19 protein-coding genes, 1 pseudogene and 1 other annotated feature are annotated in these 21,525 nt (G+C 43.7%); of the genes and pseudogenes, 4 read left to right on the top strand and 16 right to left on the bottom strand.

Annotation, left to right across the window (positions count from 1 at the left end; translation table 11 throughout):
- Positions 1-26: 26 nt before the first annotated feature.
- The 7 genes from mreD to ACFX4H_RS00350 all read right to left on the bottom strand — a co-directional run bounded on the left by mreD (position 27) and on the right by ACFX4H_RS00350 (position 6,226).
- On the bottom strand, positions 27-545 hold the full coding sequence (gene mreD, locus ACFX4H_RS00380) for a rod shape-determining protein MreD (RefSeq protein ID WP_034308867.1): 519 nt from the start codon (positions 543-545) through the stop codon (positions 27-29).
- Entirely contained in the window at positions 542-1,414 is an 873-nt protein-coding gene (mreC, locus tag ACFX4H_RS00375; RefSeq protein ID WP_034308869.1) for a rod shape-determining protein MreC, read from the bottom strand. The genes mreD and mreC overlap by 4 nt, the downstream gene beginning before the upstream one ends.
- 136 nt (positions 1,415-1,550) lie before the next feature.
- Positions 1,551-2,570, bottom strand: coding sequence for a rod shape-determining protein (locus ACFX4H_RS00370; RefSeq protein WP_034308871.1), 1,020 nt, complete (start codon positions 2,568-2,570; stop codon positions 1,551-1,553).
- 148 nt (positions 2,571-2,718) lie between these two features.
- Entirely contained in the window at positions 2,719-3,393 is a 675-nt protein-coding gene (gene radC, locus ACFX4H_RS00365; protein WP_053537324.1) for a RadC family protein, read from the bottom strand.
- A 59-nt stretch (positions 3,394-3,452) separates the two neighbouring features.
- Positions 3,453-4,022, bottom strand: coding sequence for a Maf family protein (locus tag ACFX4H_RS00360; protein WP_098186765.1), 570 nt, complete (start codon positions 4,020-4,022; stop codon positions 3,453-3,455).
- Positions 4,023-4,209: 187 nt separating this feature from the next.
- A complete protein-coding gene (locus tag ACFX4H_RS00355) occupies positions 4,210-5,169 on the bottom strand; it encodes a hypothetical protein (RefSeq protein WP_328138576.1) in 960 nt (319 codons plus the stop codon).
- A gap of 307 nt (positions 5,170-5,476) precedes the next feature.
- Complete coding sequence (locus ACFX4H_RS00350; RefSeq protein WP_377434684.1) at positions 5,477-6,226, bottom strand: prepilin peptidase; 750 nt, start codon at positions 6,224-6,226, stop codon at positions 5,477-5,479.
- Positions 6,227-6,738: 512 nt separating this feature from the next.
- On the opposite strand from ACFX4H_RS00350, the pseudogene ACFX4H_RS00345 reads away from it, so the two are divergent.
- Positions 6,739-7,050 (top strand): annotated as a pseudogene (locus ACFX4H_RS00345) (transposase); the annotation flags it as partial.
- 15 nt (positions 7,051-7,065) lie between these two features.
- Here the strand turns inward: ACFX4H_RS00345 and ACFX4H_RS00340 are convergent.
- Entirely contained in the window at positions 7,066-8,355 is a 1,290-nt protein-coding gene (locus tag ACFX4H_RS00340) for a bifunctional folylpolyglutamate synthase/dihydrofolate synthase (RefSeq protein ID WP_377433422.1), read from the bottom strand.
- A 98-nt stretch (positions 8,356-8,453) separates the two neighbouring features.
- Here ACFX4H_RS00340 and ACFX4H_RS00335 point away from each other — a divergent pair, with 98 nt between their 5' ends.
- Positions 8,454-9,395 carry an ATP-grasp domain-containing protein gene (locus tag ACFX4H_RS00335; protein WP_377433419.1) on the top strand — a complete coding sequence of 314 codons (942 nt, stop codon included), beginning with the start codon at positions 8,454-8,456 and terminating at the stop codon, positions 9,393-9,395.
- Entirely contained in the window at positions 9,364-10,209 is an 846-nt protein-coding gene (locus ACFX4H_RS00330; RefSeq protein ID WP_377433416.1) for an ATP-grasp domain-containing protein, read from the top strand. Before ACFX4H_RS00335 ends, ACFX4H_RS00330 begins: the two co-directional genes overlap by 32 nt.
- A 53-nt stretch (positions 10,210-10,262) precedes the next feature.
- On the opposite strand, the gene ACFX4H_RS00325 is transcribed toward ACFX4H_RS00330, so the two are convergent.
- On the bottom strand, positions 10,263-12,914 hold the full coding sequence (locus ACFX4H_RS00325) for a valine--tRNA ligase (protein WP_377433413.1): 2,652 nt from the start codon (positions 12,912-12,914) through the stop codon (positions 10,263-10,265).
- A 42-nt stretch (positions 12,915-12,956) separates the two neighbouring features.
- Positions 12,957-13,185 (bottom strand) — a binding site (T-box leader).
- A gap of 226 nt (positions 13,186-13,411) precedes the next feature.
- Here ACFX4H_RS00325 and ACFX4H_RS00320 point away from each other — a divergent pair.
- Positions 13,412-13,603 (top strand): hypothetical protein, encoded by a 192-nt coding sequence (locus ACFX4H_RS00320; RefSeq protein ID WP_034308896.1) that lies wholly within the window; start codon positions 13,412-13,414, stop codon positions 13,601-13,603.
- Positions 13,604-13,659: 56 nt separating this feature from the next.
- Here the strand turns inward: ACFX4H_RS00320 and ysxE are convergent, their stop codons facing one another.
- The 7 genes from ysxE to ACFX4H_RS00285 form a co-directional block, all read right to left on the bottom strand.
- Entirely contained in the window at positions 13,660-14,730 is a 1,071-nt protein-coding gene (gene ysxE / locus ACFX4H_RS00315) for a spore coat protein YsxE (RefSeq protein WP_328138581.1), read from the bottom strand.
- Positions 14,731-14,825: 95 nt separating this feature from the next.
- Positions 14,826-16,226: a stage VI sporulation protein D gene (gene spoVID, locus ACFX4H_RS00310; RefSeq protein WP_377433410.1), complete on the bottom strand. Its 1,401-nt coding sequence runs from the start codon at positions 16,224-16,226 to the stop codon at positions 14,826-14,828.
- Positions 16,227-16,636: 410 nt separating this feature from the next.
- The gene (hemL, locus tag ACFX4H_RS00305) at positions 16,637-17,926 is read right to left on the bottom strand and encodes a glutamate-1-semialdehyde 2,1-aminomutase (protein ID WP_249598630.1); all 1,290 of its coding nucleotides are present in this window, start codon (positions 17,924-17,926) and stop codon (positions 16,637-16,639) included.
- Between the two features lie 40 nt (positions 17,927-17,966).
- Positions 17,967-18,959, bottom strand: a complete 993-nt coding sequence (hemB, locus tag ACFX4H_RS00300; protein ID WP_072273336.1) for a porphobilinogen synthase — start codon at positions 18,957-18,959, stop codon at positions 17,967-17,969.
- Entirely contained in the window at positions 18,956-19,753 is a 798-nt protein-coding gene (locus ACFX4H_RS00295; RefSeq protein WP_377433406.1) for a uroporphyrinogen-III synthase, read from the bottom strand. The genes hemB and ACFX4H_RS00295 overlap by 4 nt, the downstream gene beginning before the upstream one ends.
- The gene (gene hemC / locus ACFX4H_RS00290; RefSeq protein WP_202311226.1) at positions 19,753-20,685 is read right to left on the bottom strand and encodes a hydroxymethylbilane synthase; all 933 of its coding nucleotides are present in this window, start codon (positions 20,683-20,685) and stop codon (positions 19,753-19,755) included. The genes ACFX4H_RS00295 and hemC overlap by 1 nt, the downstream gene beginning before the upstream one ends.
- Before the next feature lie 9 nt (positions 20,686-20,694).
- Positions 20,695-21,525 carry a cytochrome C assembly family protein gene (locus ACFX4H_RS00285; RefSeq protein ID WP_034308913.1) on the bottom strand — a complete coding sequence of 277 codons (831 nt, stop codon included), beginning with the start codon at positions 21,523-21,525 and terminating at the stop codon, positions 20,695-20,697.

Raw genomic sequence — 21,525 nt, 5'->3', positions numbered from 1 at the left:
ACCTGCTTCTTAAAGACACAGGAACGTTATTCCGTTTCTCCTTGCAAATCAAGCATTTCAATCATTCTTTTTAAAGGATAGCAGCTGATGATAATGAATGCGAGATTCAATAATAATGTCGGAATCAATCTCCGTTCCGCAAATTCACCAAATCCCATATCTGCAAATGATAGGATGATATTCATCTGAAAGATGACAACCTCTAAAACTGCCGTGAATAAAAGCGCAGTAAGGCAGGCAACCAAAATATTATTTTGCAGGATTTTCATACTTTTCGATATCAGATAGGCAAGAAAAGGCAGCAGGAACATGTAAATTCCAAGGATTTCCGTATATACGACATCATAAGTCAACCCAAGAATCGCCCCATAAAGCATACCCATTTTCCTGGACCCATACATGGTCAGGAAAAAAACGAATATCATCATGAAATGGGGCACGAGGATTTTATCGGCCCCGAATGCATCTCCAGCGAACATCTGGGCGAAGATGCTTTCAAAAACAAAAAAAACCAAGGCTATGAAAGAAAGGATGAAATATCTCACTCAGCTTCATCCTCCCCTTCACTTTCTTTCGGTACACCGTCCACTTCACGCTGAACGACCATGACATTATTAATATCATAAAAATCCGTCGAAGGTTCGATATATGCAGTCTGGTTCAATCCATATTGATCTACTTTGACATCGACAACTTTCCCGATCAGCAGACCTTTCGGAAAGATTCCTCCATAACCGGATGTGATGACCAATGAATTCTTCTTGATCTTTTTATCGTAAGGAATCCGTTTCATCAGCAAAAGGTTCTTCTTATCATCGAACCCTTCAATCAAGCCATATGCTTTATCATCACCCTGAACGATGGCTGAGACACGGTTGGCTTTATCGATCGAACTTAAAAGTTGAACCGAGGCCGTGAAATCCGTCGCCGATTTCACCTTACCGACTAACCCATTGGAAGTGATGACAGCCATGTTTTTTTCTACCCCATTACGCTTCCCTTTATTGATCGTCAGCATTTCATGCCAGCGGTCGGGATTACGGCCGATGACCGTCGCCTGTGTGGGCGAATACTTCCGCAGGTCATCTTCTTTTTTGAGGTTGTCGCGAAGTTCTTCATTTTCTTCCTTTAAATCTTGGACTTGGGTTTTCAATAATACATATTCATCCAAGCGGGCTTTCAATTTTTTGTTTTCATCGTATGTATGTTGAAGGTCTTTTAAGCCCCCTACAAAACCTGTTATACCCGATACTGGCTTATTAAACACATTTCCGACCCAGCCTGTCGTATCTTTCAGGAATTGCTCCGGCCAGGTCAACTCTTCTCTCTCCCTTAATGAAAAACCGATCAATGCCACGAGAACGATAATACTAACGAGCAAGAGAAGGAGCTTTTTATTAAAAAACTGTGGCATGGTGATTACACCTCTATCTAAAATTTACTCTATGGTTTTTAAAATTACACTATGGATTCAATGAAACAGCAAAACATAAGAAAACCGGCTCAAAATTGCACCTTTTGTTGAGCCGGCCCTATTTGAGAAGTGATGCTTATCGCGAATCTCTTGATTTAGTCTTGAATAAATGAATGTGGTCCAGCGCTTTTCCCGTTCCGATCGCAACACAATCCAGCGGATTTTCAGCGATGATCACCGGCATTTGCGTTTCTTCACTGATGACTTTATCCAAATTGCGCAGCAAAGCACCCCCGCCTGTCAGTACAATGCCTCTGTCCATGATGTCAGCGGCTAATTCAGGTGGTGTTTTCTCTAAAGTGTTTTTCACGGAATCCACAATTGCAGAAACGGTGTCGCTTAATGCTTTGGATATTTCCTCAGCTGTAATTTCGATCGTTTTTGGTAATCCAGTCAATAGGTCACGGCCGCGAATTTCCATGTTTTCGACGCCTTCCGTGTCTCCAGCAGAACCAATTTCCATTTTGATCGCTTCAGCAGTACGCTCACCGATCATCAAATTGTAGTTCTTACGGATGTAGACGATTATGGCATCATCCATTTCGTCACCGGCAATACGGATCGATTGGCTTGTAACGATTCCGCCAAGGGAAATGATGGCCACTTCCGTCGTCCCTCCGCCGATATCGACGACCATGCTGCCTGTAGGCTCCCAAACGGGAAGGTCCGCCCCGATCGCTGCTGCAAAAGGTTCTTCGATAGGATATGCGTCACGGGCTCCAGCTTGTCTTGCTGCATCGATGACTGCACGCTGCTCAACTGCCGTAATACCAGAAGGCACACAAATCATGACATATGGCTTGTTGCCGAATACGCCCTTCTTTTGAGCTTCCTTCATATAGTACTTCATCATGGTAGCCGTCGTTTCATAATCGGCAATTACTCCATCCTTCATCGGGCGCAGGGCAACCACGTTACCAGGCGTACGACCGATCATGTTTTTGGCATCGTTTCCGACTGCAACGATTTGCTTTGTATCTGTTTGCACCGCTACAACCGATGGTTCACGTACTGCGATGCCTTTTCCCTTCACATAGACAAGCGTATTCGCCGTTCCTAAATCAATCCCTATATCTCTTGCTCCAATTCCAAACATTATGGTATCTCCCTTTCGTAAACAAAAATGCCTTTTTATAAGTTCAAATAATAATTTGTCGTTTTTTGACAATAAGAGTTTTGAAAAAGTTTCCTCTTTTAAAAATCATAAACAATATTATATCGTATCGTCAAAAAATTTGATAGTGTCATAAATAACCTTTTTCCTTCAAGCTAACATATTTATGTTCCCCGATGATGATATGGTCCAATACTTCAATCCCGATTATTTTACCACATTCGACTAACCTTTTCGTCACTTCAATATCTTCTCTGCTGGGAGAGGGGTCTCCGGAGGGGTGGTTATGAAGACAAATGATAGAGGCAGCTGACCTTTTGAAAGCCTCTTTAAAGACCTCGCGCGGATGCACGATCGAGGCATTGAGGCTCCCGATGAATACCGTAGTTTTTTGTAGCACTTGATTTTTGGTATTTAAATAGAGACAGACGAAATGTTCCTGTGATAAAAACCGCATTTCCTCCATGCAATAATTAGCTCCATCTTCAGGAGATCGAATCACATAACGGTCTTGGTCATTCAAATTGTTAATTCTCCTGCCAAGTTCGACAGAGGCCAGGATTTGTATCGCTTTTGCTTCACCAATCCCTTTAATCACGGTCAGTTCTTCCACTGAGGCTTCTTTTAGCAGGCGCAGGCCCTTGAAGGAATTGATGAGCCTGCCGGATAGTTGCAGGACTGATTCTTCCCTTGATCCTGTCCTCAATAGCAAAGCAAGCAATTCCTGATTGGAAAGACTTTGCGGCCCGTCCTGGAGAAACCTTTCGCGCGGCCTCTCTTCTTTTGGGTAATCCCGTATTAACATTTTTTCGCTCAAAAGATCAACCCTTCCTTAGAAAAGGGAAGATGCCAGGGGAAATCAGATTATCCTAACTCTTCCTGCATCGCTTTAAGTTCCCGGGCCAGTCTTGAGACCGGAAGCCCGACGACTGAGAAATAGTCCCCTTTGATTTGTTTGACAAGAAGAGATCCGTATCCTTGAATCCCATAGCCGCCAGCTTTATCAAAAGGTTCCCCGCTATCCAGATATCGTTCGATTTCAGCTTCTGGCAGCTCCCAAAATGTCACTTCCGTTTTTTCTGCGAATACTCTGCGATGCTTTCCGAACAGGATGGCGACACCTGTGTATACTTCATGTGTCCGTCCTGATAACATTTCCAGCATTCTTTTTCCATCCGCCCTGCTTACTGGCTTACCCAAAATCTTACCATCAAGGACAACAACGGTATCCGAGCCGATTACCCAGCTTTCCTGAAATTTTGCTGCGATGGCTTCCGCTTTACGGGATGCCAGTTCTTTCACCGCTGCATCAGGACACATGTTTTCATCAATACTTTCATCAACATTGGAATTCATGCTTTCAAAGGGGATTTGAAGAAATTGAAGAAGTTCTTTACGACGTGGTGATGAGGAAGCTAAAATCAATGGCTGCATAATATAAAAGTCACCTTTCTTTACATAGGGAGATACATATCTATCCTATCAAATAATGGTGCAATCCACAATTATTGTTTACTAGGAATCGACAAATCCCTGTAAGTATTTCCCGGAAAATAAAAAAGGTGTCACAGATGGTTTCATATTGGGAGGCTTGTCTCATTAGGCAGCCCCCCTTTTTTCTTTACTTTTGGTAATTCAATAAAAAATTCAGAAGACTTTCTTGAGCCTGGAATAGCTTTTCTTCATTTTTGGAAGTCTCATATTCATCAATCGACTTTGCCGCAGCAGTCAGGTCATCGTTCATCTTTGAAAACGCCGGCGATAATTTCCCCGCCTTCAGTTCATCCATGTTTTTTTTCAGGGTTTCCCTGTTTACCGTCCCTGCCTTTCCGCGAAGCTTTGTTGCGGATGTTTCTGCCAACGAAGCATATACTGCCTTCATCTTGTCGAGGGTTTTTTCATCTTCTTGGCTTGTCCCGGCCGCTTCAAAATTGATTTCCTTCCAATATACATCCACATCATATGACTTTAAGAACAAGGCCAGTTCTTTACTTGCAGCTAGACTCTCTGCCGATCCCAGAAATAGATAATAGCTTTCTTCCAATTTGAAGATTTCAGCAGGAACCTGCTTTTCAATGATTTTCTTTTGAATTTGCCTTGCCGCATCCTCGCTGCTGAATACTCCACCCTGTACAAGGAATGTCTTCAGCTGGTTTCCCGGTTCAGTCACTGCCGCTTTTTTATCTTCAACTGTGGCTTCAGTTGGAATCGGGGTCTCGACCGAAGATACTTCGGCTTTTTCCTTTGTAATCGTTTTAACGGCGATCAAGCCAAGAATCGACCCAAAAAACACAGCACAAATGACTGCAATCATGAATGTCTTGATCGGTCTTTTATCCGAGCTTTTCAGTGACCCGGTACCAAAACCGATGAGCTTCGGCATTTTCTTCTTTGGCGGTGTGGGTACCAATACGATCTTGCTTTCATTTGAATCCTCAGGGAGTATCCATTCGAAACTCTCATCAGTTTGTTCCTGCTCCTTACTCGCCGCCTCTTGACTTTCAATTTTTTTATCGGCAAATACTTTTTCTTCCCCATTTATTTTAATCGTTACACCCTTGTTTTCTTCCGGCTTGCCCAATTTTTTTCCTCCCCTCCAGATCATTTTTTTCATCCTATCATAGAGGGAAAAAAAAATAACAAGACTTTTGTCGTCTTGTCATTAATAGGTTTCGTCAAATTTCCCTATTCATATATGGGTAACCAAAAAGGAATTCCAGGTACTGGTACTATTGCTTCATGAACCATTCCATATCACCTCTCACCAATTACATACCTCCCTCTATCATTTCATAATCTCTTGCCGTCAAATGGGGATGGTTCCCTACTGAGCTATTTTCCAGGTGATTTTTGACAAATTCCTCTTGGATCAGGATGGCCCTTTAAGCTCATCTTAAAAATGTTACATACCAATGTAGTAGCGAATCGCCCCAAAAATAAGCAGTCAATGTCCCAAAAACGATATACGGTCCGAAAGGAATAAGGGTTTTCTTTTTTAAGATTCCGGTCAGCAACCCGATGATGCCAAGCAATGCCCCATAAAAGCACGCAAAAAGCAAAGATAACAGCACCATCTTCATTCCCAATACGAAGCCAATCACTGCAAACAGCTTGATATCACCGCCACCCATGCCACCCTTACTCACGACCGCGATTGATAACAGCAGGCTAAAACCAACCGCTGCCCCGACAATTGAATCCCACCAGGGCGTCAGTGGCAATGAGACTCTTAAAACAATAAAAATCACTATAAAGAAAAGCAGTATTTTATCGGGTATGAGCATATAGGCGACATCAGTCACGAAGATGATCATAAATAATGAAATCAATATCCAGCCAACCAACAGTTCGCCCGACCAGCCAAGGAATATCGGAGCAGAGGCAAACAAAACACCGGTCAGCATTTCCACGGCCGGATAAAGGGGGGATATCCTTGCTTTACAGCCCCGGCATTTACCGACTTGCAACATATAAGAAATAACCGGCATCAACTCGAAGAATGTCAATGTACGCCCGCAAGAAGGGCAGGCGGAGCGACGATTCGCGAATGAATGACCAGCTGGAACACTTAAACCGACAACGTTAAAGAATGAGCCTAAAATTAAGCCCAATACGAAGAGATAGATATGGATAGCCATCATTTATACAAAGTGCATGAGGATTCGATTGCCTTTCTTTGAAACCCTGATATAAAAGTCCCTTCCGCTATGTAATTAACCATTGGGTTCTTCATGCTCATTCCTCCCGTCATTTAATTAAGCAGATCCTACTATTCAACATTCATATGGAATGCAATGTATAAACATATTTTAACAAATAAACTGGGTGATTTGTTATCAATCACTCTATTGGAGTTTTTTCTTTCCAAGAGGCTCTTTAACAAGAGAAAAGGACCTTTGAAAAGATCCTTTTCTCAGACTGAAGACAAACTCGATGAAAATAGAGTTTCTCTTCAGTTTTTTAGGGGTTTGTGCAATTTGAACGTTAATTTCCACTCCAGGCACTCGCTTTCCGCGGGCGGTCCGCCCTCGGCGCCTTTGCGCCTGCAGGGTCTCCCCTGGACTCGCTTTTCCCGCAGGAGTCTCGAACACCCGCTCCAATCAACTTTGTTTTAACTTATAGATAGAACCCCTTTTGCCAGGTGAAGATGATGCTTTCGAAACATTATTCTATTCAGCGAGGCCAACTTGAAATGATTACTTTAGATCAACTGGTGCCGGCGAATCATTTGGTTCGTAAAATTGAGGCTGCCATTGACTTCACTTTTATTTATGATTTGGTGAAAGATATATATTCAGAGATAGGAAGCCCAAGTATTGATCCAGTTATATTAGCCAAACTGACTTTCATTCGATTTACCCTCGGTATTCGTTCAATGCATAAAGCAATTGAAGAAGTTGAAACAAATATGGCTTACCGTTGGTTCTTAGGCTTTGGTTTCCATGATAAAGTGCCTCATTACGGTAATGCACATTCTTTAGGCATCTTCTCTGATTAGGAACTCCCTCACAAGTGAAAGGAAATGAAGGGATCCTGTAATGACAAGGATCTCTTTATCCCCCGTTTTCCTTCTGCCTTCCGTTATCGCCGCCTGCCAATCCTTATTTATACTTTTATTTGGATGAATGCATTTTTCATAAAGCATTTTCGCATCCGCCGCCCGTTCATGGCCGAATTCGGTAATGATGATTTCCATTGCCCCCGTTTCCAGTCCATGAAGCATCTCGGAATAGTTTTTATCTTTAAATGAGCTGAATACGAATCGGTACTTATAGTCAGGGTAATGCACTTTTAGCGTTTCCTTCAGTACGTCGATACCGGCAGGATTATGTGCACCATCAATGATCACCAATGGCTCATCCGATATTTTTTCAAAGCGTCCATCCCATTTCGCTGCCCCTATTCCTTTAAGGATGCTTTTTTCATCGATATTTTCCATTCCCACCGTGACAGCAGCAATGGCCAGTGCCGCATTCTCCATTTGATGACGGCCCAGCATCTGCATTTCCACATTTTCGATCGACCTGTCGGCAAGCGAAAATGAGAAACTTTGCCCACGTTCACTTCGCTTCATATTGCTAACACGAAAGTCTTTACCTAATTGGTAATAAGGTACGCCTAAAGCTGACGCTTTTTCTTCAATTACTTTTGCTGGTTCCCCGGCTGTGACTCCGCTGATGACCGGCGCCCCGCTTTTTATGATGCCTGCCTTCTCAAAAGCAATTTCCCCAAGTGTGTTACCCAGGATGTTCGTATGTTCCAAAGAGATCGAGGTAATGATCGAAAGAAACGGCTGGATGACATTGGTTGTATCAAGCCTGCCTCCCAAACCGGTTTCCATCAAAACCAAATCGACTTCCTTTTTGCTAAAATAAGAGAATGCCATTGCAGTCAAAATTTCGAACTGGGTGGGACCAATCCCCTTGCTGTCCATCTCATGGATGATCGGCCAAAGCTTCCGGAAGACATCGATGAAATCCTGATCACTGATTTCATCCTCATTCACCTTCAGCTGTTCATTCATCCGGATTAAATAAGGAGAAGTGAAGGAAGCGACCCGAATCCCTTGGGCAAGCAGAATTTCTTTAATATATTGCAGTGTCGATCCTTTCCCGTTGGACCCCGCAATGTGAATATATCTTAGCTCCTTGTGCGGGTCGCCTAATTCAGTTAACAATGTTTCCATCCGTGACAGGCCAAAATTCATGCCCAACCGAACTTGGCGCCGTTCAAAAAATTGATTGATTTCTTTCATGGTTGTAACCATTATCGTGGAGCCTCCTCTTTCTTTATACCGCTCTTATGCGTTAAGATTATTTTATCAATATATGTACGATTAACCTAGATGAAAGGTAGTGTTTTACCATGAAAACTACAGATTTCCACTGCTGGATTGTCGTCAACGGCTATTTACAGCATGATAAGTTTTCCAGTTTAGCTTTGTTCATTAAAGAGGCGGCTGAAAGGAAAGATATCATGGCAACCCTTATCCGCAATTCAGATCTCATGCCCATAATCGAAAAAGGAGTGCCGCTGCTTAAAGGAACCTTTGATAAGCTGCCGGATTTTGTTCTGTTCATGGATAAAGACATTCATTTGGCGCGCCATTTGGAATTGCTCGGCATCCCCGTATATAACAGCAGTGCAGCAATCGATATATGCGACAGCAAAGCAAAAACACATCAAGCCTTAACAGGGCATGGCATACCGATGCCGAAAACCATATTTCCCCCTTTTACGTACGAAGGGATTGAAAGGGTCAATATGGATGCTTTTATCCAAATCGGCAATGAACTCGGTTATCCTCTAATCGTTAAGGAAGCATACGGTTCTTTTGGGGAACAAGTATATTTAATCCAATCAGAGGATGAGTTACTGAAGACGGTCCGTGATCTTGGCCACAAACCATTCATCATCCAGGAATTCATCGAGCACAGTAAAGGTCGGGATATTCGCGTGAATGTCGTGGGCAATCAAGTCATAGCAGCGATGCAACGTCATTCCGAACAGGACTTCCGAGCTAATATGACTGCCGGGGGTCAGGCTGCACCATATATACCCACCAGTGAAGAAGCACAACTTGCCATTCGATGTGCGCAAATTCTCGGTGCCGACTTCGCTGGCGTCGATTTGCTTTTTGGTGAAGAAGGTCCGCTTTTGTGCGAAGTGAATTCGAATTCGCATTTACTGAATATTTTTGAATGTACAGGCATCAACATCGCCGATAGCATGTTCGATTATATCTTGAAAGAATTAGGAAAAGGAAGTGCATCTGATGAAAAAACAAGCAGGCTGGTTGATTTATAACCGTGAGGATTCCTTGAAAAATAAAGGATACATAGATTGGATGCTTGACGAAGCCAGTAAACTTGATCTTGATTTACACTTTCACTTTCGGGAAGACCTTAGGATCGGACATCGTTTCAACAAGTTGTATGTGGAACATGAGATGCTGCCAATTTCATTGCCAGACTTTGCCATCGTCCGGACCATTGATCCTTTTTTCACTAAGCAACTAGAGCGATTGGGAATTGCTTGCTTTAACTCCTCCTTCGTATCGGAAATCGCGAATGACAAAGCAAAGACGCATCAATATTTGTCCTCGCTGGGGATTCCAATGGCCGATACCGTATATTGTAACGGAAGGCCGAGTGCCGATGACATGGAGCTCCCTTTCATTGCTAAAGAAACAAGCGGCCGCGGCGGGAAACAAGTATTTCTAATCGAGCATGCCGATGATCTTGCCCAGCTGAATGATGGGAATTGGATAGTTCAAAAACCTGGCTTATTCGGTAGGGATATTCGCGTTTTTGTGGTTGGTAATAAAGTGAAGGCTGCTGTACTCAGGGAATCCGCTTCCAGTTTCAAGGCAAATTATACGCTGGGGGGATCGGCTTCGCTATATGAGCTGACTGCATCTGAATTAGCCCTTGTTGAAAGAGTGATGAGTTCATTTGATTTCGGCCTGGTCGGTATCGATTTCATATTTGCCGAAGATGGCAGCCTCATGCTGAACGAAATTGAGGATGTCGTCGGGAGCCGGACATTAAGTGCACTAAGTGATATGAATATCGTATGGGAGTACCTTACATTCATAAAAGAAAGCATATCCTCTTCTTAAATATGTAAACAGAAAAAGGATGAACCGGCTTCAAGCTGGTTCATCCTTTTGTTTTACAGTTGTTTCAGTTCGCTGATCCTGTGGATTACAGAGTCGCGTTTTTCGCTATAGTCTTTTTCCTTGGCACGTTCTTCTTCGATGACGCTTGCCGGCGCCTTTTTAACGAAGCCTTCGTTGCCTAATTTTTTCTGTACACGCTCAACTTCTTTATTAAGTTTGTCGAGTTCTTTTTCAAGACGTTTCACTTCTTCGTCAATATTGATCAGTCCTGTAAGCGGAAGGATTAGTTCTACGCCAGTTACGACAGCTGTCATGGCTTGAGCAGGCTCTTCGACTTCGATTCCGATCGTCAATTGTTCAGGATTACAGAAACGCTCGATATAGCTGCTGTTTTTCTGTAATGTCGCTAAGATGGCCTCATCTTTCGCTTTTAAAATCAAATTGATTTTTTTGCTTAACGGTGTGTTCACCTCAGCACGGATATTACGGACGGAGCGGATGATTTCAACAAGCAGCTTCATTTCCTCGGCTGCAGCTGTATCTGTCAACTCTTCATTCACTTCCGGCCAAGCGGCAACAGTGATGGACTCACCTTGGTGAGGTAGGTTCTGCCAGATTTCTTCGGTAATGAATGGCATGAACGGGTGTAACAATCTCATTGTGTTATCCAGTACATACGCCAAGATCGAGCGCGTCGTTTTCTTAGCCGCTTCGTCTTCTCCATATAGCGGAAGCTTCGCCATTTCAATATACCAGTCACAGAAGTCATCCCAAATGAAGTTGTATAGCACACGGCCCACTTCACCAAACTCATAACGGTCCGCAAGTCTGGTTACGTTGGAAATCGTTTCATTCAAACGCGTCAAGATCCATTTATCGGCTACAGACTTCTCACCTCTTAAATCGATTTCGTCATACGTCATGCCATTCATGTTCATCAAAGCAAAACGGGATGCGTTCCAAATCTTATTGGAGAAATTCCAAACTGCTTCGACTTTTTCCGTACTATAACGAAGGTCCTGGCCTGGAGAGCTGCCCGTAGATAAGAAGTAACGCAGGGAATCGGCACCGTATTGATCGATGACATCCATCGGATCGACACCATTGCCTAGCGATTTACTCATCTTGCGCCCCTGTTCGTCACGAACCAGACCGTGGATCAGCACATCTTCAAATGGTCGTTCACCTGTGAACTCAAGAGCTTGGAAAATCATCCGCGATACCCAGAAGAAAATGATATCATAGCCTGTCACAAGTGCCCCGGTTGGATAGTAACGTTGGAAATCGACACTGTCCTTGTCTGGCCAGCCCATAGTCGAGAACGGCCATAATGCCGAGCTGAACCATGTATCAAGGACATCTGTATCTTGTTCCCAGTTTTCAGCGTCCGCCGGCTCTTCATGACCTACATACACTTCACCTGTTTCTTTATGGTACCAGGCGGGAATGCGGTGACCCCACCAAAGCTGACGGGAAATGCACCAGTCGCGGATATTTTCCATCCAATGCAGGTACGTTTTCTCGAAACGGTCCGGTACGAAATGAACTTTTTCCTCATCGGTTCCTTTTTGAAGCTCAACGGAAGCATCAGCCAGCGGCTGCATCTTAACGAACCATTGCGTCGAAAGATATGGTTCAACAACAGCACCGCTTCTCTCTGAATGGCCTACTGAGTGAAGGTGATCTTCGATTTTGAAGAGTACTCCTTCTTCCTGAAGGTCCTTGACGATTTGCTTACGGCATTCAAAACGGTCCATGCCTTCATATTTACCGGCCTTTTCATTCATCGAGCCATCTTCATGCATGACAAGGATGCGCTCCAAGTCGTGACGGTTCCCGATTTCGAAGTCATTCGGATCATGAGCAGGAGTAATTTTGACAGCGCCTGAACCGAATTCCATATCGACATAATCATCACCGACAATCGGGATTTCCCTGCCAGTAATTGGCAAGCGGACCTTTTTGCCGATCAAGTGTTTATAACGGTCATCTTCAGGGTGTACAGCAACAGCAGTATCGCCAAGCATCGTTTCTGGACGGGTGGTGGCAATTTCAATTTCACCCGATCCGTCAACCAATGGATATTTCATATGGTAAAATGCGCCCTGCACATCTTTGTAAATGACCTCGATATCGGATAACGCCGTTTTCGTTGATGGATCCCAGTTGATGATGTATTCGCCGCGATAAATCAAGCCCTTGTTATAAAGCGAAACGAACACTTCGCGCACTGCTTTTGAAAGACCTTCATCCAAGGTGAAGCGTTCACGGGTATAATCAAGTCCAAGACCTAGCTTTGACCATTGTTCACGGATATGGCTCGCATATTCCTCTTTCCATTTCCATGTCTCTTCCACGAATTTTTCACGCCCAAGGTCATAACGGCTCACGCCATCAGCACGAAGTTTCTGTTCTACTTTCGCTTGAGTGGCAATACCCGCATGGTCCATGCCTGGTAACCATAAAACATCATAGCCTTGCATCCTTTTCATGCGTGTCAGTATATCTTGAAGAGTTGTATCCCAAGCGTGGCCAAGATGCAGCTTACCTGTAACGTTAGGCGGCGGGATGACGATCGTGTATGGTTCTTTTTTATCGTCACCCGTCGTTTCGAAAAACTTTCCATCAAGCCACCATTTGTAGCGGCCTTTCTCTATCGTCTGCGGATCATATTTAGTCGGCATTGAAATTTGGTTCTCTTCCATATCATTTCCTCCTTTTGGGCATAAAAAAAACTTCCATCATCACAAAAGGACGAAGGAAGTTGTTCGCGGTGCCACCTTTTTTCCGAAAAAGAAAAAAATCCCTTTCGGCTCTCAAATCGGATAACGGCTCTTCACCGGCCTTCGCTACTAAGAAGTTCACGAAGACTGCTCGCGGACGACTTCGGATGCTGCTTCCTGGAAACCTCGCACCAATTTGGTTTCCTCTCTGAAAAGTGCATTTCATCTTACTATTTCCGGTCTTTGCATTGATTTATATTCATATGTAAAAACATTGAATGCATATAGTATATAGTACAAAAAACATGGGGCTCCAGTCAATCATCTTTTCGCTTACTTTCTCAGGAATCATCCCATTTGATGCATTCAAGTTCATTTTCTTTATTTTATCCTCCAGGAACAGTGAATGTGACGGCTGTTTCACCTTTTTCACTGCCCACCCATAGAATATAAGAAGTCCTAAAAAGGAAGGTAATAATATGAAGCGAAGATATACTCCCTATACTTTACCGCCTTGGGTGAAAAAATTCCGCGGTGTCTGCCAGCAGTTCATCGTCCCCTTTATCGTATTCCAAGGATTACGTACGCTGATTTTCCCGACTTTTTTCGATATGCTCCTGCTTATCGCGTTTATTTTCCTTGCCATGTCTTTGTATTTCGAATGGATTTAATTATTCCCTTACAGCAAAAAAATATACATGACTGGAGATGATCCAATCATGTATATTTAGCTTGGGGGTGATTGTTCTTCGTTGGCAGCCTCGGCAGCGGCCTTTTTCTTCTGTTCAATTTCTTCGATTCTCATCACCATATATTCAATATTTTTCAAAAGCCAAAATTGCCTCTGAAGTTGTGTGACATTATCAAGCTCTGAACGATGGCCCCTGCCATCGGAATAACCCTTCACTAATTCCAAAGCTGATCCAGGGAATGCCAGATAACTTTGCATGAGCAATAATTCTTCTTCTTTTAACGGAAAATAACGAAAATAGTTATATAGCCAGTCAACACAGTCATCGCATTGGACAGGATAGGTCCTGGCCGATTTAACGAGAAATGGCAGTAAATCGAAATGCGGCGGAGCCGTATTCGAATTCTCAAAATTGATGAAGTAGCCATATCCCCGTTCATCATAAACGAAATGCTTCAAAGAAACCTTTCCGTGCGTTACCACGGTTCGAACCTTTTCACTATCCTTCGTTTTTTCATACCAGGTTTCAAACTTCTTGATCGAGTACTTCAGAGCCTGTGAAATATCAGTGTAGAAAGAACAAACCGTCAGTTCGAATGGAGACATATACCACTTCTTTTCACAGCTGACAATATACTCTTCTATAAATTCCTTTTCGTTATTCCAGGCATCAAGCGTCCGCTCATAATGGGCTTCCCGTTCCTCAATATCCACTTGTATTTCCTTAACGGAAAGTGTATGCATCCGAGCAAGCTCCCTGAACAATTGCTTATGCTTTTCATCGCGCTCCCCGTCCCTTTCATCATTGAGCCAGGGCATCAAGTAATACAAACGTCCATTATGAAGAACGGCGTAACGCTGATCCATCGTTTGATAAATGGGAACGATTCGATTATAGCCGCGATGGTACAGTTTTTGAACATTTTTGATAAAATCAATGCCGTTATGCGGTAACATGGATTTCAAGGCAAATGTACCGCGATCACTGTATACTTTTTTTACACGCCCAAAGTCCTCAATATATTGTACATACAGGGCATATTCCTTCAATACGGTCTCCGTGTCCCGATCCCGATTGGCAGGCTGCTGATTCTCGTTTTCCCTCACGAGACTCACTCACTTTCTCTAAAAAAACTAAACAATCCGCTTCCTCTAGCATTTAAAGAACAGGAGCAGAGCATATGCCCTGCTCTCTGTCCCGGTCAATTCTTATACGCAACCGCCTTCGGTATATAAATGACTTGCCCTTCATGGACGTTCTGATTTGACTCCAATTCATTGCTGAAAAGGATCGATTGAACCGTAACATCATATCGCTGAGCCAAGTCATCAAGCGTTTCCCCTTGCTGAACAATGCAAACCTTCATCCTTACCAGTTCTTCTTCTTGTTTCCGTCCGAATAAATCCATGATGGAAAGCTGCTTTTCATCATGATCGGCCGTTTCTTTTTCATCACGTTCCGCTGCTTGTTTCCTGCCTTTGAAACTCTTACCCTCCTTAGCCGGAGGCGCAGGTCTTTCCCTCTTTTTGAATAGATCGCTTATGGACGAATTGGATTCCTCTTCCTGCTCCACCTTCACATTCTCATTAAGGATAGGACCCGCTGTAACGGCATCGTCTTCCTGCCGGATGACATCCTCGGTTTCTACATTTAAAACTGGGCTACTTTCATGATTGGTTGCTTGACTTGGCTCTTCTTCTACTTCTTCTATAAATGTCACTCTAGGAATCTCCAAGGAATCCTGCCTGCTTGGTTCTTCCTCCAATTTTGCCTCTCCCATGAAAGGTACCTTTTCCGGGGATTCAGGCGGATCACCAATTACTTCTTCCTCTACAGCTTGAGCTTCTTCCTGTCTATGCACTTCCGTTTCCCATTCCTCCTCTTCAGGATATGGTGAAACCGGGATTTCAAAAACGGGAGCATTATGCTGATCGCTTAAATAAATCGGTTCCTCTTCTTCTTCTTCGTTTGCTTCAGAAACCCGTTTTGACTCTGCAGAAAAAGGCGCGTATAACTCTTCTTCCTCCTCATCACGGAAAACGGGCTGAAAATCCGGGATTGGCGGCACTGCGGCTGCATAAGGAATGTATGACTCATTTTCCCCATCCGTTTCTTCCTGATCCTCCGTTTCCCCAACTTCCTGCTCAGTATCAAACCGTTCTTCCACATATGAATCATTATAGATTCCGGTTATCAAAAGGTCCGCCTGCAATTTCAAGCAGTTATGCTCTGGCATGGCATAATCAAAGCTTTGAATCGAGACATCAACCTCATCCAAAGAGGCAATCCGATTATTCGGAATCGTTATATCAACCGGAAAACGGTGTGTGAACTCATTAAGTCCATTGGGATGCCTCTCAACCTTTTGAACCGCTTTTGGCAAAAAGGTCTGCGAAAACTCCTCTTCTTCACCATTTTGCGAGTCTTTGTATTCACCGCTTAAATCCAACGAGCCTCGTATAAAAACATATTGATCACTTTCTTGAATCGACACATTTGGATCAAGGGAAATCGAATATAGCTCAGCCACTTCCTGTCCCTTCTGAAACCAAACGGATTCCTCTAAAGAAAATCGTAAATACGATTCATTTTCTTGCGACAAGACAACTCCTCCTTTCAGCTTCATGAAACGGTACCTATACCAATATCAATCTATGAAGGAAGGAAGCTGTTTATTCCTTAATTTCATTTGCAGCGCTTCTTAGATATTCCCTGAACCTTTTAATAGAAGGGGGTTCAATTTTCAAGCTAAATCAAGCGGGAATACAATCAGATTGAAAAACCCGCTCGGTTATACCGCCATATTAATTCTCAACAGCCTATTAATTCTGCTTTCTACCAATTATTTAGATCTACCTCCAAATAATTCGGCCGTGAACGTTAAATTCGGTTCTTACACATACGGATTGAATTCAAAAAAACTGGCTGCCTTTCTCCAAAAGTTTTTGGAAAAATGGCAGCCAGTTCAAATTTATCATTATCGAATATCGCGGTAGCTCATGAAGCCTTGAATCATTTTTTTAATTTGGCAAAAGCCTGTTCTGCCGCAGCAATGGTTTTTTCGATATCTTCATCACTATGTGCAGTGGAAAGGAATAACCCTTCAAACTGTGACGGCGGCAAGTAGATGCCTTGATTCGCCATTTCCCTATAGTAGGAAGCAAAGAACTCTAAATCGGATGTTTTTGCTGTATCATAGTTTACGACATCTTCATTAGTAAAGAAAAGTCCAATCATGGAGCCGGCACGGTTGAATGTATGGGGAACACCGTACTTATCCGCTGCCGCTCCAATTCCTTTTTCGAGCATATCCCCTTTTCGGGTGAACTCATCATAAGACTCTGGAGTCAATTGGCTCAGCGTCTCAAAGCCGGCCGTCATGGCAAGAGGGTTACCGGACAATGTTCCCGCTTGATAGATTGTCCCACTCGGGGCAATTTGTTCCATGAATTCGCGCTTGCCTCCGAATGCTCCGACAGGCAAGCCGCCGCCAATTACTTTCCCAAGGCAAGTCAGGTCAGGTACGATGCCAAAATAGCCTTGTGCACAATTATAGCCGACACGGAACCCTGTCATGACTTCGTCAAAGATCAATAGAGCCCCGTATTGGGTCGTCACTTCACGTAAGCCTTCGAGGAAACCAGGTTGTGGCGGAACCACGCCCATATTCCCTGCAACAGGTTCTACGATGATACAGGCGATGTCTTCGCCAAATTGTTCAAACGCATATTTGGTTGCAGCAAGATCATTATATGCTACGGTAATCGTATTTTTTGCAATGCCTTCCGGTACACCAGGGCTATCCGGTAAACCTAATGTTGCAACGCCGGAACCCGCTTTGATCAGCAATGAATCGCCATGGCCATGATAGGAACCTTCGAATTTCAGGATTTTATCACGGCCTGTAACGCCTCGTGCCAGCCTTAGCGCACTCATCGTCGCTTCGGTTCCTGATGATACCATCCGGATCATTTCAATCGAAGGCACCCGTTCCATGACCAGCTTGGCCAGTTCATTCTCAATCAGTGTAGAGGTTCCAAAGCTTGTACCTGACTCCGCTACTTTTTTCAATGATTCCACGACACGGTCATTCGTGTGACCCAGGATGAGCGGTCCCCATGAAAGAACATAGTCGATATATTCATTTCCATCGATATCATACATTTTCGAGCCTTTTCCACGCTCCATGAAAATGGGATCCATGTCCACAGATTTGAAGGCACGTACCGGGCTGTTCACGCCGCCTGGCATCAAATTTTTTGCTTCGGCAAAAGCTTTTTTCGATTTTTCATATGACCGCATGATTCAATCCCCTTTTTCCATTACAGGTTATATTTTTTTATCATTGATTATCTTCGTTAATCCAGCGTGCTACCTCTTTTGAAAAATACGTGATGATCAAGTCGGAACCTGCGCGTTTCAAGCCTGTCAGCATTTCCATCACTATCGCTTTTTCATCAATCCAGCCGTTTTGGGCAGCAGCTTTGACCATTGAATATTCACCGCTGACATTATAGGAAACGATCGGAAGATTAAAGTTATTCTTAACGTCCCTGATGATGTCCATGTAGGAAAGGGCTGGTTTCACGATTAGGAAGTCCGCACCTTCAGCAACATCGGATTCAGCTTCACGAAATGCTTCCAGGCGATTGGCGGGATCCATTTGGTAAGTTTTCCTGTCGCCAAATTGCGGCGCACCATTCGCAGCATCACGGAATGGACCGTAAAAAGCCGAAGCATATTTCACCGCATAGGACATGATCGGAATATCTTCATAACCCGCTTCATCCAGACCTGCACGGATGGCCGCAACGAAACCGTCCATCATATTGGAAGGCGCAATGATGTCTGCTCCGGCCTCAGCCTGGCTGATTGCCGTTTTGGCAAGAAGGTCAAGAGAAGCGTCATTAAGGATTTTTTCCCCTTCAACGACCCCGCAATGGCCATGGCTTGTATACTCGCAAAGGCAGGTATCCGCTATGACAATAACTTCAGGATATTGTTTTTTAATAAACCGCGTTGCTTCTTGCACAAGTCCATTGTGATGAAATGCCCCTGTTCCCTGTTCGTCTTTATCATGATCAAAAGGGACACCGAATAAAATGACTGATTTAATGCCCAGACTCACTACTTCATCCATTTCGGCACCCAGATTATCCATGGATAGCTGATAGATACCTGGCATGGAGTTGATTTCATTTTTCACATTTTCCCCGTCGATGACGAAGATCGGATAAATCAAATCCTCTTTATGCAATTGTGTTTCACGGACTAAAGCCCTCATGCCAGCACTTGCACGCAAGCGGCGGTGGCGATTGAATGGAATGTTTTTCATTTGAAAGTTCCTCCCTTTTTATTTCTTTTCAAGATGAAGCGTATTAACTCCGCAACCATGGCATCCGTCGTATAAACATCTGGACAGACATCGACGGATAGCCCATGTTTTTCAGCCGTTTTAGCGGCAATCGGCCCGATGCAGGCGATGATGATCCGGTCTATGTATGTATCCAATTCATGGCTTTTCATGATCTGTAAAAAATGATTGACCGTCGATGAACTCGTAAAGGTCATGATGTCGATTTCATGGTTCTTTATAAGCTGCACCAGTTTTTTTTCACTGCTTCGGGGAAGAACTGTATGATAAATTATCACTTCATCACAGATTGCTCCAGCTTCATTGATCGCCTCCGCAATAACCGCCCTTGCGAGATTTCCTTTTGCCAGCAACACGCGGGTACCCGGATCAAGCAGGGTATTGAACTCCGCCACGAACCCTTCGGCAACAAACTGAGCTGGAACGAAATCCGCCTTATATCCATGCCGTTTCAGGGCCGCTTCTGTTTTGGAGCCGATTACGGCTATTTTCGGAAGCTTCAAAGGCTGGTTTCCTAGAAGCTTAAAGAAGAAATCCACTCCATTTTGACTGGTCAGAATGATCCAGTCATATGTGAGCAGCTCTTCAAACCGCTGTTGCACATCTTCCATATAATCTGGAAGAGTGAACTCAAGCAATGGCACAAGAAGCGGCGTTCCGCCATTTTTTTCGATCGACTCTTTTAAACCATCTGCCTGTCCTTTCCCTCTGGTGATCAATACCTGATAATCCTTAAGAGGTTGAACTGGGTTCATTACTGATCAAGCTCTTCTTTAACGCGATCGATCAGTTCTTTACCGCCCATTTCGCTAATCTGTTTGGCAGCGGCATGCCCAACCGCCTCGGGATCAGCACCTTCAACCATTTCTTTATATATCACCTTTCCATCCGGGGCAGCGACCAAAGCCGTCAAGGAAACGGATCCATTATCTTTTGCCACCGCAAATCCAGCAATCGGCACCTGGCATCCGCCTTCCATTTTATCCAAAAAGGCACGTTCCGCTTCAACCGTCCTTTTCGTTGTTTCACAGGTCAATTTCGCAAGTTCCGCCAGCAGTTCTTTGTCGTCTTCACGGCATTCAATGGAAAGAGCTCCTTGTCCAACTGCCGGAATGCAAATATCTTCATCTAAAAATTCCGTTACGATGTCCTGCTCCCAACCCATTCTTGATAGTCCGGCTGCCGCTAAAATGATAGCATCATAATCTTCCGTTTTCAGCTTATTCAGACGGGTATCGATATTTCCGCGAATCCATTTAATTTCAAGGTCCGGCCTTCTAGCCAAAATTTGCGCGCCACGCCGCAAGCTGCTTGTACCTATGATGGAACCGGGCTTCAGTTCGGAAAGGGTTTCATGGTTCTTTGAAATCAAGGCATCCCGATGGTCCTCCCTCGGTGGTATGCAGCCGATCGTCAAACCTGGAGGCAGCACTGCCGGCATATCCTTCATACTATGTACGGCCATATCAATTTCTTTATCCAGCATCGCTTGTTCGATTTCTTTAACGAATAAGCCCTTTCCGCCGACCTTGGAAAGTGTTACATCAAGGATTTGGTCACCCTTTGTGACAATTTCCTTCACCTCGAACTCGTATGGGACCCCAAGTCCTTTAAGTTGATCGATAACCCAGTTCGTTTGGGTGATCGCTAATTTACTACGTCTTGAACCGACAATTATTTTTCTCATAGTTTCCTCCTATGTATTCCAAAAGTGGAATGTTGAAAGGCTTCCGAAAAGGAAAAAGTTAATTAACACAATCATGAAAGATCCAATATTCAGAAAGGCTAGCGTCCTTCCATACATTTGTTTCCGAATTTTCAAGTATAAAAACACACTGTAAGCAATAAGCAAAATAAATGAGCCGATGATCTTCATGTCCAGCCAGGATACCCCAGGGACTTTTATATAAGCCCATTGAATCCCCAGGATGAGGGAGACCACCAATAAAGGAACACCTATAACTGCGAGGACATAGGACATATGCTCGAGCTTTGTTAAATCGCCGAGTCGAAGCAGGCGTTTTCCCCACTTCTTCCGTTTCAATAAATCATATTGAATCAAGTATAAAACTGAAAAAACGAAAGAAAGCGTGAATGCCCCATATGATAGGATCGCAAAAGTGATATGTATGAGCAATAGCTCTGAAACCAGGCGCTGTGCAAGCACTTGAGATTCTATCTGAACAGGTGCAAAGGTATGGATGGCCATAACCATGAAACCTAATACATTCGTAAAAAAGACCGTAAAATCGACTCTTAGCAATCGGTTAATGATCAATGATAGCGATATGAGGACCCATGCATAAAAATATAAGCCTTCAAAAATCGTCAATACCGGGAACCTTCCCGTTTTCAACACATACAGAAACAAAAAAATTGTTTGCAGCACCCAAACAATAGAAAGCAACCAGAAGGCGACCCTGTTCGCCTTCTGGTTATTATTAAGGAAATCAATAAAGTATAAAAGCATACTGATGGCATACAGCAAAACAGTGGCTTCATGCAATCTTGTCATTAGTAATTCCAT

This window comes from Peribacillus sp. YIM B13477 (assembly GCF_042787955.1).
Lineage (GTDB): Bacteria > Bacillota > Bacilli > Bacillales > DSM-1321 > Peribacillus > Peribacillus frigoritolerans.
Note: the sequence above shows the minus strand (reverse complement) of the source record. Positions and strands in the feature narration are given on the sequence as shown.

Excerpts from the sequence above, each read along its gene's own strand:
- mreC (WP_034308869.1), bottom strand. The coding sequence starts at position 1,414 with ATGCCACAGTTTTTTAATAAAAAGCTCCTTCTCTTGCTCGTTAGTATT.
- ACFX4H_RS00370 (WP_034308871.1), bottom strand. The coding sequence starts at position 2,570 with ATGTTTGGAATTGGAGCAAGAGATATAGGGATTGATTTAGGAACGGCG.
- radC (WP_053537324.1), bottom strand. The coding sequence starts at position 3,393 with ATGTTAATACGGGATTACCCAAAAGAAGAGAGGCCGCGCGAAAGGTTT.
- ACFX4H_RS00360 (WP_098186765.1), bottom strand. The coding sequence starts at position 4,022 with ATGCAGCCATTGATTTTAGCTTCCTCATCACCACGTCGTAAAGAACTT.
- ACFX4H_RS00350 (WP_377434684.1), bottom strand. The coding sequence starts at position 6,226 with ATGGCTATCCATATCTATCTCTTCGTATTGGGCTTAATTTTAGGCTCA.
- ACFX4H_RS00340 (WP_377433422.1), bottom strand. The coding sequence starts at position 8,355 with ATGGTTACAACCATGAAAGAAATCAATCAATTTTTTGAACGGCGCCAA.
- ACFX4H_RS00335 (WP_377433419.1), top strand. The coding sequence starts at position 8,454 with ATGAAAACTACAGATTTCCACTGCTGGATTGTCGTCAACGGCTATTTA.
- ACFX4H_RS00330 (WP_377433416.1), top strand. The coding sequence starts at position 9,364 with ATGAAAAAACAAGCAGGCTGGTTGATTTATAACCGTGAGGATTCCTTG.
- ACFX4H_RS00325 (WP_377433413.1), bottom strand. The coding sequence starts at position 12,914 with ATGGAAGAGAACCAAATTTCAATGCCGACTAAATATGATCCGCAGACG.
- ACFX4H_RS00320 (WP_034308896.1), top strand. The coding sequence starts at position 13,412 with ATGAAGCGAAGATATACTCCCTATACTTTACCGCCTTGGGTGAAAAAA.
- hemL (WP_249598630.1), bottom strand. The coding sequence starts at position 17,926 with ATGCGGTCATATGAAAAATCGAAAAAAGCTTTTGCCGAAGCAAAAAAT.
- hemB (WP_072273336.1), bottom strand. The coding sequence starts at position 18,959 with ATGAAAAACATTCCATTCAATCGCCACCGCCGCTTGCGTGCAAGTGCT.
- ACFX4H_RS00295 (WP_377433406.1), bottom strand. The coding sequence starts at position 19,753 with ATGAACCCAGTTCAACCTCTTAAGGATTATCAGGTATTGATCACCAGA.
- hemC (WP_202311226.1), bottom strand. The coding sequence starts at position 20,685 with ATGAGAAAAATAATTGTCGGTTCAAGACGTAGTAAATTAGCGATCACC.
- ACFX4H_RS00285 (WP_034308913.1), bottom strand. The coding sequence starts at position 21,525 with ATGGAATTACTAATGACAAGATTGCATGAAGCCACTGTTTTGCTGTAT.